Below are 16,863 nucleotides of genomic sequence, written 5' to 3'. Positions count from 1 at the left end.
TAGGAAGTAGAAATGTATAGTTTTATACTCGTTGTACATATCATTTTAGCAATTATGATTATTGGATTGGTTTTAGTGCAACAAGGTAAGGGTGCTGAGGCGGGGGCGTCGTTTGGTGGCGGTGGTGCTGCTACGGTATTTGGTGCCTCGGGAGCGGGTAACTTTTTAACTCGTTTAACTGCAATTTTTACAGCCTTGTTTTTTGCTACGAGCTTAACTTTGGCTGTTTTTGCAAAAAAACAAACAGCTGATGCGTATAGCTTAAAATCTGCTCAAACCACGACCTCTGCACCAGTAACATCGCCTGAAACTTCATCAAACGCACCTAAAACAACTCAATAAGTTGAATTAGCACTTTCCTTTTTATATTTAAAGGAATAGAATGCGTCCCACAAAGCTGCGGTGGTGGTGGAATTGGTAGACACGCTACCTTGAGGTGGTAGTGCTTTCGGGCGTGGGGGTTCAAGTCCCCCCTTCCGCACCAAGCTTAATAACCAGTAAGTTTGGTGTATGCAGTGATGTTGTTGATGCGGGATGGAGCAGTCTGGTAGCTCGTCGGGCTCATAACCCGAAGGTCGTTGGTTCAAATCCAGCTCCCGCTACCATTTGATTAAGGTGCAACTTAATCAAGCAAATATAAAAAACTTAAATTGACTTTTTTTTATATTTGTATATAATTTTGCACATTGATGCGGGATGGAGCAGTCTGGTAGCTCGTCGGGCTCATAACCCGAAGGTCGTTGGTTCAAATCCAGCTCCCGCTACCAAGTTTCTAAAAGAGGCTCACAATAAGGTGGGCCTTTTTGCACAGTGGACTTCGGTTTTCTGTGTAACATAGGGGCGATTTACGCCCTTTTTTATTGGTTGTTTAGCTATCGTGTAGTGTTCGACATCAATTGGTCAAATAGTCGTGCTTCACTATACGGTTAAGATTGATTGGCTCGCATGAGAGCGACGAGAGTAAATGAAATTATCAAATAAATCTCAAGCATTGTATGATCTAATCGCGCCAGCAGTAGCTGCGTGTGGTGTAGATCTATGGGGGATTGAATTCCTACCACAAGGTAAACGTTCTTTATTACGTATTTATATTGATAAAGCAGTTGATGAGAATGTTGAACCTATCTTGAATGAAGATGGCGAAGTTGAACAAGGGCGTGGTATTGGCGTTCAAGATTGTGTTTTAGTGACACAACAAGTGGGTGCAATGCTTGATGTTCATGATCCAATTTCAGGTGAATATGCTTTAGAAGTCTCTTCGCCAGGCTGGGATCGTCCATTTTTCCAACTCAATCAATTGCCTGCTTATATTGGGCAACAAGTGGCTTTACGATTAATTGCTGCCGTCGAAAATCGTCGTAAGTTTCAGGCGAAATTACTTTCTGTAGACTTAGAAAATGAAATCATTCAAGTTGAAGTGGAAGGTAAGCATGTGCTTGAAATTGATAGTAATAATATTGATAAAGCAAATTTAATCTATCAAGACTAATATTAACTTAATTTTATAAGAAATCGGTAGGTGACTTATGGGCCGCGAAATTCTTACCGTTGCAGAAACGGTTAGTAATGAAAAAGGTGTTAGTCGTGAGGCGATCTTCCAAGCATTAGAGCAAGCACTTGTTGCAGCAACGAAGAAAAAGTTTTACGAAGGAACCCATTCAGAAGAAGCACAGCTTCGTATTGAGATTGATCGTAAAACAGGTGATTATCGCACTTTCCGTCAGTGGACAGTTGTGGCGGATGAAGATCATGAAATGCCAGCTTGCCAAGATGCAATCTCAGATGTTGATCCATCAAAATGGTCAATCGGTGATGTGCGTGAGCTAGAAGTTGAGTCAATTGAGTTTGGTCGTATTGCTGCTCAAATTGCGAAACAAGTCATTGTACAAAAGATTCGTGAAGCTGAGCGTGCTTTGGTTGCCGATGCCTATGAATCTAAAGTGGGTGAGTTGATTTACGGCGAAGTCAAAAAACAAACCAAAGATGGTTTCATCATTGATCTAGGTGATAACGCTGAAGCTTACTTGGCGCGTGAAGAAACCATTCATAAAGAAATTTTGCGTCCTAAGCAACGTATCAATGCCATTTTATACAGCGTAAACCGCGAAGGTCGTGGCGCGCAATTATTATTATCTCGTGCTCGTCCTGAGATGTTAATTGCATTGATGAAAAAAGAAATTCCAGAAATTTCTGAAGAAATCATCGAAATTAAAGCAGCTGCTCGTCAACCAGGTGTTCGTGCTAAAATTGCAGTGAAAACTAATGACCATCGTATTGACCCTGTAGGTGCATGTATTGGTATGCGTGGTACACGTATTCAAGCAGTACAACAAGAGTTGAACGGTGAGCGTATTGATGTCGTGGTGTGGTCAGATGATCCAGCACAATATATTGCAAGCGCATTAGAGCCAGCTGATGTATCAGGTATTGTGCTAGATGAAGATGCACGTAGTGCAGATATTATCTTCGCAACGAATGATCAGTTAGCACGTGCAATTGGTTCGCAAGGGCAAAATGTTCGTTTAGCATCGGAATTGACGGGTTATAAACTCGACATGATGTTAGAAGAAGAGTATCGTGCTCGTCAGCAAAATGAAGCACAACAGTATTTAGATATGTTTGTTACACGTCTCGATATTGAAGAAGATTTAGCAATGGCATTGGTGGAAATGGGCTTTACTTCATTAGAAGAGATTGCTTATGTTCCAGCTGAAACATTTGATGAAATTGAACTAGATGCAGATTTAGTTGAATTGCTTCAAAGCCGTGCTAAAGAGGCTGCTTTAACTGATGCACTGAAACAGCAAGAAAATATTCAAGAGCCAAGCGCAGAACTTCTCGGTATGGATGGTATGACCACTGAGATTGCTTATGCATTGGCGGCGCGTGGTGTGATTACAATTGATGATTTGGCTGATCAAGCGACTGATGATATTTCGGATATCGAAGGTTTAGGTCATGACAAAGCAGGTCAATTGATCATGAAAGCACGTGAATCATGGTTTAACTAGGAGATAATAGATGACGGACAAGTCGATTCAAGAGTTAGCGCTCAGCGTAGAACGTCCTGTAGAGAAACTCCTAGAGCAGGTTCGCGAAGCAGGTCTACCACAGCGTAAAGCAGATGACATTATTACCACTGAACAGCAGGATACTTTGGTTAATCACCTGAAAAAAGTACATGGTCAAGGCAGTGGTAACACAGGAAAAATTGCGTTGAAACGTACAACAACCCATACAGCCAAAGTCACCAGTACTTCGGGTAAAGCAAAAAGTATCAATGTTGAGGTGCGTAAAAAGCAGGTTTTTGCCAAGCCAAATCCAGAGCAGATCGCCGCAGAAGCCAAAGCACGTGCAGAAGCAGATGCTAAAGTACGCGCAGAGCAAAATGCACGTGATTTAGCTGTTCAAAATGCACGTGATGTAGCTGAACAAAAAGCCAATGCAACGTTAGAAGCAATGCGTGCAGCACATACTTCTGAGAGTGCTTCACAAGCTCCTGCAAAAACCGCAGTTGTGGTGAAGAAACGGGGTAGCGACAAGGTAATTAAAGCACCTGTTGTCAAGCCAACAGAAACACCTGAACAGAAAAAAGCCCGTGAAGCAGAAGCAGCCAAGTTAAAGGCGACTGAAGAAGCTGTACGCCGTAAAGCTGCGGAAGAAGCACAGAAGCGTACACTGGAGCAAATGCGCCAGATGGCTTCAAAATATTCAAGTGATGATGCAACCACAACCATTCGTGTGATTGATGATTCACCTTTAGCCGCTGGACTTGTTGGTCAGGCATATGAAGATTCTTTCAACAAGGAAGACCGTGAAATCAAGCGTGGTGGTGCGACTGCAAATCCACGTGCAAGCAAGAAAGGTGGCCGAGGTGGTGATGCTCAGGCTGAGCAGAGCTTCAGCAAAAGTCATCATAAGCGCGGTTTGAAAACCAGCCAATCCAACAAGCATGGTTTTGAAAAACCTGTGAAAAAACAGGTTTATGATGTTGAGATTGGTGAGAAGATTATCGTTGCCGATCTTGCACAAAAAATGGCGGTTAAGGTTCGTGAAGTCATTAAGACCCTGATGAAAATGGGTGAACTTGTTACTCAAAACCAAGCGATTGATCAAGATACAGCAGTATTGGTAGTTGAAGAATTGGGTCACAATCCAGTTTTAGTTTCTGATACACAAGCAGAAGACAACTTATTAGTTGCAGCTGAAGAAGCTCGTGGCGAACAAACGACTCGTCCGCCAGTGGTCACAATCATGGGTCACGTTGACCATGGTAAGACATCGTTACTTGATCGCATTCGTCGTTCTAAAGTGGCGGCAGGCGAAGCGGGTGGTATTACCCAGCATATCGGTGCATACCATGTTGAGACCGAGAAAGGCATTATTACTTTCTTAGATACACCAGGACATGCTGCGTTTACATCAATGCGTGCCCGTGGTGCGAAAGCGACTGATATCGTGGTACTTGTTGTTGCTGCTGATGATGGTGTGATGCCACAAACAGCGGAAGCAATTGACCATGCGCGTGCTGCGGGTACACCGATTATTGTTGCTATTAACAAGATGGACAAAGAATCTGCTGATGTCGATCGTGTATTAAATGAATTAGCACATAAAGAAATCGTGCCTGAAGAATGGGGTGGGGATACACCTATCGCTAAAGTTTCAGCACACTCTGGTGCGGGTATCGATGAGTTACTTGATCTCATCTTGATCCAAGCTGAATTGATGGAGCTTAAAGCTTCAGCAGAAGGCGCGGCGCAAGGTGTGGTGATTGAAGCACGTGTTGACAAAGGTCGTGGTGCGGTAACATCAATTTTGGTACAAAATGGTACATTGAACATTGGTGATTTGGTTCTTGCGGGTTCATCTTATGGTCGTGTACGTGCGATGGTTGATGAAAATGGTCAACGTATCACCTCAGCGGGTCCTTCAATTCCAGTTGAAATTTTAGGTTTACCTGATGCACCAATGGCAGGTGATGAAGTTCTTGTCGTGAATGATGAGAAGAAAGCACGTGAAGTTGCAGATGCTCGTTCAGATCGTGAACGTCATAAGCGTCTAGAGCGTGCCAGTGCAATGCGTCTTGAAAACATCATGGCATCTATGGGTAAAAAAGATATTCCTTATGTGAATGTCGTACTCAAAACAGATGTACGTGGTACTTTAGAAGCATTACATGTTGCGCTTGATGAACTTTCTACAGATGAAGTGAAAGTCCGCATCATTGGTTCTGGTGTTGGTGCAATCACTGAGTCAGATGTGACTTTAGCTGAATCTTCAGAAGCAGTATTATTAGGTTTCAACGTTCGTGCAGATAACACGGCTCGTCAAAAATCTGATCAAGATGGCATCGATATTCGTTATTACAGCGTCATCTATCATTTAATTGATGATGTAAAAGCTGCAATGAGCGGTAAGCTTGCACCTGAACATCGTGAAACGATCTTGGGTGTTGCAGAAGTACGTGAAGTCTTCCACTCAAGTAAGTTTGGTGCAGCAGCTGGCTGTATGGTACTTGAAGGTACATTGCATCGTAATAAACCGATTCGCGTATTACGTGATGACGTGGTTGTATTCCAAGGTGAACTTGAATCTCTTCGTCGTTATAAAGAAGTGGTTGAAGAAGTTCGTGCTGGTATGGAATGTGGCCTTGCAGTCAAAGGCTATAAAGACATCAAAGTTAAAGACAAGATCGAAGTCTATGATGTTCAATTGATTAAACGGAGTCTTTAATGGCGGGTAGCCAACGCTTAAAGCGCATGGCGGATTCAGTACAACGTGAGTTGTCTGAGCTGATCCGTCAAGAGCTTAAAGATCCTCGCTTAGGTGGTCTAGTGACCATCTCTGCGGTGAAAGTCAGTGCAGACATGGGTTATGCTGAAGTTTATGTCACTGTGATGGGACGTGAACTTGGTGATGAGCAAAGTGAAGTCGCAAATAAAGAAACTTTAGATGTATTGAATAAAGCTTCTGGTTTCTTGCGTCATGAATTGAGCCGTCGTATCAAGACACGTATTACGCCAAGATTGCGTTTCCATTACGATAAAACGAATGCCTATGGTAACTATATGTTTGGTCTGATCGCGGAAGCTGTGAAGGATCTGCCTGAACAAGGGCAAGATGATAAAGAATAAGTTCTAAAAGAAAGCCACCTTCGGGTGGCTTTCTTTTGTGCTATAGATCATTGTTTAGATTGATATGATTTTTTCTATTAAAATTATATCTTTCAGTGAGTTAATTGGTTTAGGCTTTCTAAAACTTAAAAAAATACATTGAGCTCAATAAAAAGACCAACTTAAAGTTGATCTTTCTTTTCTGCATTACGACGATAACGTTGCCACGGTAGCGGACGATTTAAAGCTTCTGGAACATCACCACTGGTTGAACGCAAACGTAAATGAATTGCAGCTTGTGCCATTAAATTTGCAGATACTGGGGCAGTAATAAAGGCAAATAAAGTAATCAATAATTCAGCAAAACCGAAACGACCTTGAGTCGCTCCAAATACCATAGCTGCAATTAAAAAACTCCCCAAGCCTAACGTACTTGATTTAGTCGGTGCATGCAAACGCATAAATAAGTCGGGTAGGCGAATCATTCCGATTGAACCTACGAGCATAAAAAATGCACCAAAGATCAAAAAGAACGAAATGATAATCTCAAAAATTATTTGCATAAACTCTCCTTAATCAATCACATGTCCAGTGGTAAAATAGCGAGCCAGTGCAACAGTTGAAACGAAACCGAGCATCGCCACCAATAAAGCACCTTCAAATACATTGGTACTTGCCCAATAGATGCCTAACACCACGATCAGGCATGTTGCATTAAGAAAAAGAGTATCGAGTGCTAACAAGCGATCAACAACAGATGGCCCAATGATCATGCGGATGAGACAAAGAAACATGGAGATCGTGATCGCTACTAAACTAATTGCAAGTGCATAAGGTAAAATGGTCATTTTGCTGCTCCTTCTGCAATCTTTACATCAAAGATTTCGAGCAAAGGTAGCTCATAACGATTTTTGATGTCTTGAATATCTAATTCAGCATTATCGGTACTGAGTGCATGAACTAAAATATCTCCTCGCTCTTGATCAATCCCTGCGGATACTGTACCTGGTGTTGTTGTAATGATCATTGCGAGTAGCGTATTTACTTGCTCATGTTCAGTTTCTAATGGCACGCGATACCATTTTGGATGTAACTCATCCATTGGTCCAAGCACCATTTTAGCTACACGAAAGTTGGAAATCACAATATCCCATAGCACCACAAAAAAAAGTTTGATTGCAGGTAACCAATGAATATGTGGTGTACGTGCAATAAAAGGACTTACCAAACGTGAAACAAAGATACCTAATAGAATTGCAATAAAAATATCTGTGATGTCCAAACTATGCGACAGCATGAGCCAAGTCACAAAAATTAAAAATGACACAAAGGGGTGGGGAAACCAACGATCAAGCAAAGCACGTTTTTGCATTAGTGTTCCTCCATCGGTTTTAATTGTGTGGCATTTGGAATAGTTGGATTTGACAAAGTTTGCTCAGCAATTTGACGTTGTTTATATTCCGAAATATGTTCGCCTTGTAGCGTCGGTTTTGAGATAACATCTGGAATTAATACCGCATTATGATCCTCAACCTCGCCACCATATTTAGTTTCAGGCAAATATGCTTCATCAAATGGCTGCACGCTAATGGCACGACCTTGACTATCATGTTTTAGAATCGCTTGTTGATAAAGCGCATGATTTTGAATTTGTTGTGCAGTTGAAGTTGTATAACGCTGAATTGGTGCTGCAAATACAACATAACTCATCAAAGCAATCAGTAATACATAGATTGCTTTGTCATTCCGATGAGGTGCTGTATCAGGTAGTGATTGAAAAGCGATATATGCTGATTCTTTAGGATTTTCTTCGGGTGGGCTAGCACGCCAAAAAAGGATAAAACCAACACGTGTGAATGCGATAATGCTAAGTAAGCTCACAATTAGAATAACAGCAATAATCCAACCCTGATAAGGCGTTTCAGCGGTAGCCTGTAAGATAAAAACTTTACCTAGAAAACCACTGAAAGGGGGTAAACCTGCCATCATGAGTGCAATGGTAAAATAAGTAAAAGCAGCCGCTTTTTCCTGTTTGATTTTCGGTGCAACTTTTAAATGATCTTTGAATGAACCACGTTGCGCAGTCATCCAACCACAAAATAAATAGAATGCAGCAGCAATTAGGGTACTGTGGACTAAATAATACAATGCTGCTGACCATGCTTGAGTATTCAACATGGCAATAGCGATGAGTAATGTTCCAATCGATGACAACACCATAAAGCCAACAAAACGGCGTAAGCGTTCAGCAGCAATTGCACCGATTACACCATAGAATGAAGTAATCAAGCCAATCATTAATAAGCAGTTTTTGAAAATACTTTGTGCCATTGCATCATCAAAAACAGTACCATTGACACGTAGAATGGCATAAATACCAACTTTGGTCATAATAGTAAAAATTGCAGCAACGGGTGTGCTTGCAACAGCATAGGTTTTTGGTAGCCAAAAGCCGACAGGTAGCATTGCTGCTTTGATCCCAAATACCACAAACAGTAACAAGCCACCCGCGATTGCAAGTTTATGTTGATCGCTGTCTAAGGTTGGGATAAGGCGACTCACATCAGCCATATTTAAACTACCAACGCTGCCGTAGATCATCCCTAAACCAATCAAAAATAGCGCTGATGCGAGTAAGTTAATCGTGACGTAATGTATGCCTAGCTGGAAACGTGGTCGCCCTTGACCATGTAATAGCAATACATAAGATGCCATTAACAGGATTTCAAAAAACACGAATAAGTTAAATAAGTCACCTGTCAGGAATGCACCGGCTATACCCATTAACAAAAAATGGAACATGGTGTGGAAATAGCGCCCACGGGTATCCCAGTTATCACTTGCATACCAAATGACAGGCAATGCAAGTGCATAAGTCAGCACCAACATGAACGCAGCGAGACGATCGAGAACTAAAACAATTCCAAAAGGAGCAGACCATTCACCAAGTTGATAGACGGTAACTTGACCTGTATTGGCGATCATCAAATAACTGATTGCTGTGATTAAGCCTAGAAGTGCAGAACCTAAGCTAATGCCACGTCGCCAAGGTTGGCGCCAATCCTGTTTTAGAGAACCAGACCCAGGATTGCCTAATAAAAGTAGTAAAAAACTCGTAAATGCTGGAATTAAAATACTTAAAATAGGAGTATGAGCATGCCAAAAATTATTGAAATCAAACATTATGGCTCATCCTCACGTGGGTCATAAGTCACAGTTGCTTCTTCTTTGGAGTCAACATGATCCGTGCCCGATTCATAACGGCTGCGTAAAGCAAGTTGTACAATAAAAGCGGTTGTTGCAAAACCAATCACAATCGCAGTGAGTACCAACGCTTGCGGTAACGGATCTGTTACTTTAGTTGTTTCTGTAATGATTGCAGGTGCATTAATTTGAATACGACCGACTGCAAATAAAAATAAATTTACGGCATAACCGATCATGGCCAGACCGAGTACGACAGGAAAGGTTCTGGCACGTAAAATTAAATAGATGCCTGTTGCTGTTAGCAGACCAATTCCCGAAGCGAGCAAAAACTCAATACTAACCATGTTTATTTATCTCCACTTGGAACAGGTCCTGACATACTTGAGTGACGCGAATCCCCTAAGACTGAAATTAGCAGCATTGTCGCGCCAACAACGGTCATATAAACCCCGAGATCAAATGACACAGCCGAAGCTAAATGCATTTTTCCAAATAATGGTGGTTCTATATAAATATGTGCTGTTGTTAAGAATGGGCGTGTCCAAAACCAAGCTGCAATACCTGTTAAACCTGCAATTGCTAAACCTGAGCCAATCCAAATCTCATATAAACGACCAGATTTTGCTTTGATCAGTTGTTCAGTTCTATCCTGACCTAAAACAATATATTGAATAATCAGCGCCATTGCCGTGATCAGACCTGCAATGAAGCCACCCCCCGGATAGTTATGACCACGCATAAAAATGTAGATACTGACGACAAGGGCGAGGGGAAGTACCCATGAGGCTGAAATACGTAACATCAATGGTGAAGGGTTAAAACGATAAGATAAACCTTGTGTCATGGTGGTGCCATGTGCACGCATACCATCCATGAGACACAGTGCTCCTATTGCTGCAATACCCAATACTGTAATTTCACCGAAGGTATCAAAACCACGGAAATCAACAAGGATAACATTGACAACGTTTGAACCACCGCCTAGTGGGAGGGATTGTTGTAAGAAGAACCATGAGATTGAATTATGTTCTCGCGTTAATATTAGCCATGTAATCCAACCAATACCGATACCACCTGCGATTGCTAAGCTTGCATCTCGCCAACGGCGTGGACGGCTCGATTCGTAAGGGGTCAACTGCGGTAATAGCGATAAGCTCATCAACAATAAAACAGTAGTAACAACGTCAACTGTGATCTGAGTGAGTGCAAGATCTGGTGCAGATAAGGTGACAAACACCATGGTGACGACAAGTCCAACAGCACCACTAATTAAAACAGCTTTAATCCGTTCGTGGTGGAACCACAACATCATCCAACAGCCCGAGAATAATGTGAGCCATAAGACCACAGCAATCCATGGAGCATGGGTAAGCTCACGTGTGCCAGTTGTTAATCCCTGATTGAATAAAGGTAAACCCACCATGATAATGCTAAAGAAAACAATCCAAAGAAGATAACTTTGTAGAGAACCTGTTTCAGTCTTTTGTTTGATTTTTCGACTGGTAATTAAGAGATGCTTCAGGAATGATTCAAATAAAAGTTTGCCTTGGAATTTACCTAAATAAGGGTCTAAGTCAATTTTACGTAAACGCTCATTTTTAATGAGGCTAAAGTAAAATAAACCACCACCCATTAATGCAACTAGACTCATGATTAAAGGTGCATTAATACCGTGCCAAATCGCTAAGTGAACACCCTCAAATTCAGGTTGAGCCAAACTCGCGCGCGTCACACTATTCACGACTGTTCCAGCCAATAGTGCAGGCAGAATGCCGACCAGAATACATAATGTCGCTAATATAATCGCAGGTAAGCGCATTCCAAGAGGCGGTTCGTGTGCATCTTTATTAGGAACGTGTTTACCAAGCCCACCATCAAAGAACACGCCATGTACCAAGCGAATAGAATAAGTAACAGCAAAAATACCGGATAAAGTTGCCACGATCGCTGCAATTATCATTACTGGACCTGATAGGTTTGCCAGTAATTCCGTAAAGAACATCTCTTTGGAAATAAAGCCATTGGTTAGCGGTACACCAGCCATCGAAGCAGCGGTGATCATGGTTAAAGTACCTGTGAACGGAAGAAGTTGCCAGATACCACTGAGCTTACGTAAATCCCGTGTACCCGTTTCGTGATCAATAATCCCTGCAATCATAAAGAGTGCAGCCTTAAAAGTGGCATGGTTGATGATGTGGAAAATGGCTGCCGCAACTGCAAGTGGGGAACCGATGCCGAGTAAACAAACAATCAAACCTAAATGGCTGATGGTTGAATAAGCTAAAAGCCCTTTGAGATCTTCTTTAAATATGGCGAAACCCGCTGCCATACATAAAGTGAATAAACCGACGAAAGTTACGATATTGTGGTACAACGCTGCCCCAATAAAGAGTGGCGCTAAGCGGGCTAATAAAAATATACCTGCTTTCACCATCGTTGCTGAATGGAGATAGGCTGAAACAGGCGTAGGTGCTGCCATTGCATTTGGCAACCAAAAGTGAAATGGGAATTGCGCACTTTTGGTAAATGAACCTAGTAAAATGAGCAGTAGAGTGGGAACAAATAATTGATGCTGCTGAATAGACTCTTTCATTAACACCAATTGGTCAATCTGGTAAGTACCTGCCATCTGTCCTAAGAGGACAAAGCCCCCTAGCATTGCCAAACCGCCCATCCCTGTGATCGTGAGTGCCATACGCGCACCACGTTGGGCGGCATCATATTGACTCCAATAGCCCACGAGCAAGAATGAAGAAATACTGGTCATTTCCCAAAATACCAGTAAGATAATCAAATTGTTGGAAAGTGAAATCCCAAGCATCGCTGCCATGAATAGCATGAGCAACTGATACAGTTTACTGAGTGAGTTTTTGGGGCTGAGATAATAATAGGCATAAATATAAATCAGTGTGCCGATCCCACTAATCAGTAAACCGAACAATAATCCTAATGCATCAAGGCGAAAACTAAGATTGATGCCCAGTTGTGGAAGCCATTCCCAACTCTGTTGCAGGGCATTACCCTGTAAAACCGTTTCAGCTTGGCTAAGCAATAAAATAAAACAACTCAGGCTAATGCCAATTGCTCCAATTGCCGTCACACCCCGTGAAATACGTTGCAATTGTGAGACAAGGGTTGTGCCAAGTATGAGAGGTAATAAAATAATAATCGGTAGCACACTGGTATCCATGTCGATGATTTAGGTCGAGAGAGACCTAATGGTGGATTTTCTTCCAAGACTTAAGGCGTTCAAAGAGAAAGCCAAAGTTTCAAGTCTCGAAACCCAATCAAGTTAACGGAAAGAGCAAGTTGTATTGCACAACTTGAAAGTAAAAAATGAATTTTATTTTACTATAAAAAATCAACAAAAATCTGATGTTATTACATGAAACTAACAACATCTTTGTCGCTAAAACTTGTCTATCAACGTTTTTTATTCGCTATTTAATTGAATATTTTCCATTCGATTATCTGTATACATAAGAGGAATAGAGATCTGGTCTTGGATCAAATGCGCATCCCTACAATCTAGTGTTTTCAGTACAGAACACCTATTTAAAAGAAAAAATTGACCTCTAGTTTATAAGGATTAATGATGCAATCAATCTTAAAGCCCAATATCAAATTGATCTCTCTTGAGGGGTATCATCAATTTTAAGTAGATGAAGTAAATGACTCTTTTCTTGTTCATCAAGCGCTTGGATTTGATGCAAGAGTTCATCAACTTTACTGACCAAATTTTCTGATTCTAATAAGTGTTGATTCTGCTGCAAGAGAATGCTTTCTGATTGACTTAACTCATTATAGAGTTGTGAAAGTTGTTGTTGAGATTTCTCAAGATTAATCTCATAAATTTCTTTATCACCTAACCTGAAGCATTGATATTCTAAAGCATGTTCTAATAATTCATCGCGATTGCCTGAAGCAATAATTTGTAGTCTTGGAAATGCTTGATGCAAACGCTCTAAAATTTCAGCACTCATATTTTGATCTAACTGATGCTCAATTTGATCAATTAATAATATGCCTTCACCTTCTAAACATGGGTCGAAACAATGTGGATTAAGTAAGCATAAACGACGTGTAATGTCACCGACCAATGCAATCCATGATTTAAGAGAGGCCGATAATTGCTGAAAGGGAATGGTCTGATCTTTGTAACGCACCATTAATTGAAGTTTAGGAATATATTGAATATAGATATCATTCAATTCTGGAAAGATGGTATGTAAGCCTTTTTTCAGCGCATATAAATTAGGTGCTGAGAGTTGTTTAGGATGATTCATCAGTTCTTGTTGTAATTGCTGCAAAACCTCTGATTGATTCTGCTGACTGAAATCGTTGCCAATAAGACGTCTGACGATATGGGCAGAGTGAGCATTTTCAACATCACTAATTTCCCGTAGCCACTCAAAGAAACGCGCAAAAGTTGTGTATGGAATCGCTGTTAAATCGTAGGCAGCAATATCTTGTAGTGTTCCTGGTGCATTCTTGCTTTGTAAATTAACCTCTTGTACAAAGCGTTCGGCAGGATAATACGCAATTAACGGTAATCCAAATAATGGATCTTGAAGACTGGTTTTTTGGTATAGCGATACCATTTGATCAAGTTGCTGCGTTTCAACTTGGCTAATTCCAACGCCTTGACTGTTAAACGTTTTAAATAACTTCCAACTACAATTCTGAGTGTCAGTCGTTTGTGCAGAGCTACTTTCTGGTAGATGATGAGTTAATTCACTGCTCATTCTAACTTGGACTTGAACTTTGGCTTGTAAGCGTGTCAACAAAATATCTTGATCAGCAATCACGACACCTGCGGTACGAATATCTTTATAACGTGCGGAAAACCACGTTAAGGCTTGGTAGATATTTTTTAAAATTGTGGTTTTGCCTGTAGCTTGCTCACCTAAGATAAGTGTAATTGGGCGTTGAGTCGGTTGAAATTCAATGGTTAAGTCGCGAAACATGCCAACATGTTTAAATAGCACTGATTCAAGTTGCATAAGCTCTCCCTGAACATAAGCGCTTTAACCTACGGACTAGCGAAGACTTGAGGGAGCGCCCCGTTTTAATTGTTGTATTAAATCGTAAAGATGATGAATATTTAAACTTACTTTAGCACGAGTACAGGCAACATAAAGTAGTCTTAATTCCTCATCTGTAATTTTATGTTCTAGGCCATTTATTTTAAATTGGTAATCATCTTCAATATGCACACGATTCCATTCCAAGCCTTTGGCTTTGTGTGCAGTTGAAATAACATAATCTGCTTGTTCAATCGGCGTGATTTTGGCAAGTGCTTTCTTGAGTGGCTCAGTACCATGATCATCGACCAGCTTTACTAAAGGTTTGATGTCGCTACCATCATTGGTTTCGCAATATTCATGCACATCATGCCATGAATTAAACCAAGCCAGTTCAGGCACATCAGTGATTCGTTTGCCTTGTTTAAGTAAACTAGCGGCATCCACAAAACGACTGAGTTTCTGATGATCAGCTTGTAAGCTGACTTTGTCGCCATGCACTAAACCAGAAAGTAGGAGTTCCATTGCACGTGCATTGGTACGACATAAAATGGCATCGCGCATTTTGGTGTGGGGTTTATTCACCACACTCGATTTAACATTTGGATTGCCCAATAGTGGAACAGTTTCGTTTAATGCACCAAGCAGACTATTGGCAACATCAGCAATCGCATCACCAAAACGGAAAGAGGTGGTTAAACGGCTTTCATGTAAAGGCATCTGTTGCATTGCATTGACTGCACCACGCCACGCATAAATTTGCTGATGTGCATCACCGACATAAATCACTTGTGTGCTTTTTTGACGTAGTAAAATACCCAACATGAGTGGGTCAGCATCTTGTGCTTCATCAAACAGAACATAATCTGTTGGAATATTGGGTTCTGATAATGCCCAAAGTTTGAGGTAAATATCGTGACCAATCCCTGCTTGATGGTTTTGATCAATTGACTCTAACCAACGGCGTTCAACTGCTGGATATAAGTGTTGTTGTAACGATTCAATATCATCTTGGTGTAACCAGCTTGGCGCTTGAATATGGCGAGGGGCAGGGTATTGTGAGCTGGTCGAGCAGAAATAGCTGACAGCATTGGCGACCAAACTCGCAAGACGACTTGGCATCAGTACATATTTTTCATAACGTCCGCCCATGAGACGGCGGAGCGTAATAGGTTCTAAACGATATTCTTTAGCGATAAAACTTGGGCTTAAGCGAGGTAGTCGTAATTTATCAGTCACGCCACGCGGTACGCTACGAAAGGCAAGAGAGTGAAAGGTACGACAATTGACATTGCCGTGAAATTTACTCTGTGCTTCAGATGCAATCGCTTTGTTAAAAGCCAAATACATACCACGCCGTTCGGGCATGGCATCACTGATCATTTGTAAAGTTGTCGTTTTACCTGTGCCAGCATAGGCAATCACTTTAAAGGACTGCCCTAAACGCGCGTTATCTATTGCAATCGCTTGCTCATAGGTAGCTTTGGGTTTCTCGATATTCGACACAGGCGAGGTTTACGCTTCTTGACTACGATTGGCTTTTTCAACCAAGCCAGATAGACCTTGGCGACGAGCAAGTTCATCAAGGACTTCTTGTGGATCAAGGTCGAAGTAGCCGAGCATGACAATACTGTGGAACCATAAATCTGCAACTTCATAAATCAGATCGTGCTTATTTTCTAAAGAAGCATGTGCTGCATAATCTTTGGCTGCAATAATGCTTTCCACACTTTCTTCGCCGACTTTTTCTAAAATTTTATTGATGCCTTTTTTGTATAGGCTGGCAACATAAGAACTATCTGCTTCAGCCTGTTTGCGTTCCTGCATCAGGCGACCCAAATGACTGAGTACATCCACCTGTTCGCTATGCGTATGGTCATGCGTTTCTGCTTTGGCAGATGCGCCATAAATGGCAGTTGGGTCTTTCAACTGTGCATCAACAATTTCCCAGCCTTGTGGCGTGAGTTTACGATAAAAACAAGACTCCCGACCTGTATGGCAGGCAATGCCACCATGTTGTTCAATTTGTAGGATGATGACATCGGCATCGCAATCGAGACGGATTTCATGCACGGTTTGAAAGTGTCCTGATTCTTCGCCTTTGTGCCACAATTTTTGACGTGAACGTGAGTAATACACGGCTTGATTTTTTTCAGCAGTCAGTTGTAATGCCTCACGGTTCATCCATGCAACCATTAACACTCGACCAGTCTGATGATGTTGTGCAATGGCAGGAATAAGACCATTGGAATCAAATTTAACTTCATCTAACCAGTTTGACATGAGTGAAAAATCCATTGAGTGGAAAGCCGTTAGTGTAGCGTTTGTAACTAGGGTTGGCTATGCTTGTTGGGTAAAAAATGCTTTAGGTGCTGGGTTGGATTAGCCGCTCATCACCAAAATTATAATGGGCGAACATAGTTCGGTTCCCACATCTCATCTGGAATTGTAGAGACGAACGGTGTTCGCCTGTATCTCAATCATATAGGTTGAACTATGCATCTTATTATTGTTTG

At 41.4% G+C, this 16,863-nt stretch carries 14 protein-coding genes and 3 tRNA genes; 8 read left to right on the top strand and 9 right to left on the bottom strand.

Annotation, left to right across the window (positions count from 1 at the left end; all coding sequences use genetic code 11):
• Positions 1 to 12: 12 nt before the first annotated feature.
• The 8 genes from secG (at position 13) to M5121_RS02340 (ending at position 6,137) form a co-directional block, all read left to right on the top strand.
• Positions 13 to 342 (top strand): preprotein translocase subunit SecG, encoded by a 330-nt coding sequence (gene secG, locus M5121_RS02375; protein WP_005162938.1) that lies wholly within the window; start codon positions 13 to 15, stop codon positions 340 to 342.
• A gap of 57 nt (positions 343 to 399) precedes the next feature.
• A tRNA-Leu gene (locus tag M5121_RS02370) sits at positions 400 to 484 on the top strand.
• A gap of 44 nt (positions 485 to 528) precedes the next feature.
• Positions 529 to 605, top strand: a tRNA-Met gene (locus M5121_RS02365).
• A gap of 85 nt (positions 606 to 690) precedes the next feature.
• Positions 691 to 767 (top strand) — tRNA-Met (locus M5121_RS02360).
• 197 nt (positions 768 to 964) lie between these two features.
• A complete protein-coding gene (rimP, locus tag M5121_RS02355; RefSeq protein ID WP_087536896.1) occupies positions 965 to 1,489 on the top strand; it encodes a ribosome maturation factor RimP in 525 nt (174 codons plus the stop codon).
• 37 nt (positions 1,490 to 1,526) lie between these two features.
• Positions 1,527 to 3,011: a transcription termination factor NusA gene (nusA, locus tag M5121_RS02350; RefSeq protein WP_005218583.1), complete on the top strand. Its 1,485-nt coding sequence runs from the start codon at positions 1,527 to 1,529 to the stop codon at positions 3,009 to 3,011.
• A 10-nt stretch (positions 3,012 to 3,021) separates the two neighbouring features.
• Positions 3,022 to 5,736: a translation initiation factor IF-2 gene (gene infB, locus M5121_RS02345; RefSeq protein ID WP_087547196.1), complete on the top strand. Its 2,715-nt coding sequence runs from the start codon at positions 3,022 to 3,024 to the stop codon at positions 5,734 to 5,736.
• Complete coding sequence (locus M5121_RS02340) at positions 5,736 to 6,137, top strand: ribosome-binding factor A (protein ID WP_004659268.1); 402 nt, start codon at positions 5,736 to 5,738, stop codon at positions 6,135 to 6,137. Before infB ends, M5121_RS02340 begins: the two co-directional genes overlap by 1 nt.
• A 161-nt stretch (positions 6,138 to 6,298) precedes the next feature.
• Here M5121_RS02340 and M5121_RS02335 read toward each other — a convergent pair whose 3' ends face one another.
• The 9 genes from M5121_RS02335 to hisIE all read right to left on the bottom strand — a co-directional run bounded on the left by M5121_RS02335 (position 6,299) and on the right by hisIE (position 16,630).
• Positions 6,299 to 6,679, bottom strand: coding sequence for a Na+/H+ antiporter subunit G (locus M5121_RS02335; RefSeq protein ID WP_087536899.1), 381 nt, complete (start codon positions 6,677 to 6,679; stop codon positions 6,299 to 6,301).
• A 9-nt stretch (positions 6,680 to 6,688) separates the two neighbouring features.
• Complete coding sequence (locus M5121_RS02330) at positions 6,689 to 6,964, bottom strand: monovalent cation/H+ antiporter subunit F (RefSeq protein WP_004659265.1); 276 nt, start codon at positions 6,962 to 6,964, stop codon at positions 6,689 to 6,691.
• On the bottom strand, positions 6,961 to 7,488 hold the full coding sequence (locus M5121_RS02325) for a Na+/H+ antiporter subunit E (RefSeq protein WP_005162910.1): 528 nt from the start codon (positions 7,486 to 7,488) through the stop codon (positions 6,961 to 6,963). The genes M5121_RS02330 and M5121_RS02325 overlap by 4 nt, the downstream gene beginning before the upstream one ends.
• Entirely contained in the window at positions 7,488 to 9,299 is a 1,812-nt protein-coding gene (locus tag M5121_RS02320; protein WP_249570186.1) for a monovalent cation/H+ antiporter subunit D, read from the bottom strand. The genes M5121_RS02325 and M5121_RS02320 overlap by 1 nt, the downstream gene beginning before the upstream one ends.
• A complete protein-coding gene (locus M5121_RS02315) occupies positions 9,299 to 9,667 on the bottom strand; it encodes a Na+/H+ antiporter subunit C (protein WP_005218581.1) in 369 nt (122 codons plus the stop codon). The genes M5121_RS02320 and M5121_RS02315 overlap by 1 nt, the downstream gene beginning before the upstream one ends.
• Before the next feature lie 2 nt (positions 9,668 to 9,669).
• Positions 9,670 to 12,513, bottom strand: a complete 2,844-nt coding sequence (locus M5121_RS02310; protein ID WP_249570185.1) for a monovalent cation/H+ antiporter subunit A — start codon at positions 12,511 to 12,513, stop codon at positions 9,670 to 9,672.
• Between the two features lie 430 nt (positions 12,514 to 12,943).
• Complete coding sequence (locus tag M5121_RS02305; RefSeq protein WP_087547200.1) at positions 12,944 to 14,326, bottom strand: ATP-binding protein; 1,383 nt, start codon at positions 14,324 to 14,326, stop codon at positions 12,944 to 12,946.
• A gap of 36 nt (positions 14,327 to 14,362) precedes the next feature.
• On the bottom strand, positions 14,363 to 15,853 hold the full coding sequence (locus M5121_RS02300; protein ID WP_087547201.1) for a UvrD-helicase domain-containing protein: 1,491 nt from the start codon (positions 15,851 to 15,853) through the stop codon (positions 14,363 to 14,365).
• Positions 15,854 to 15,862: 9 nt separating this feature from the next.
• Positions 15,863 to 16,630 (bottom strand): bifunctional phosphoribosyl-AMP cyclohydrolase/phosphoribosyl-ATP diphosphatase HisIE, encoded by a 768-nt coding sequence (gene hisIE, locus M5121_RS02295; RefSeq protein WP_249570184.1) that lies wholly within the window; start codon positions 16,628 to 16,630, stop codon positions 15,863 to 15,865.
• Positions 16,631 to 16,863 lie beyond the last annotated feature (233 nt).

This window comes from Acinetobacter sp. ANC5681, assembly GCF_023488045.1.
In the GTDB taxonomy this organism is placed as follows: domain Bacteria; phylum Pseudomonadota; class Gammaproteobacteria; order Pseudomonadales; family Moraxellaceae; genus Acinetobacter.
The sequence above is the reverse complement of the archived record's forward strand: the minus strand, read 5'-3'. Positions and strand labels throughout refer to the sequence as shown.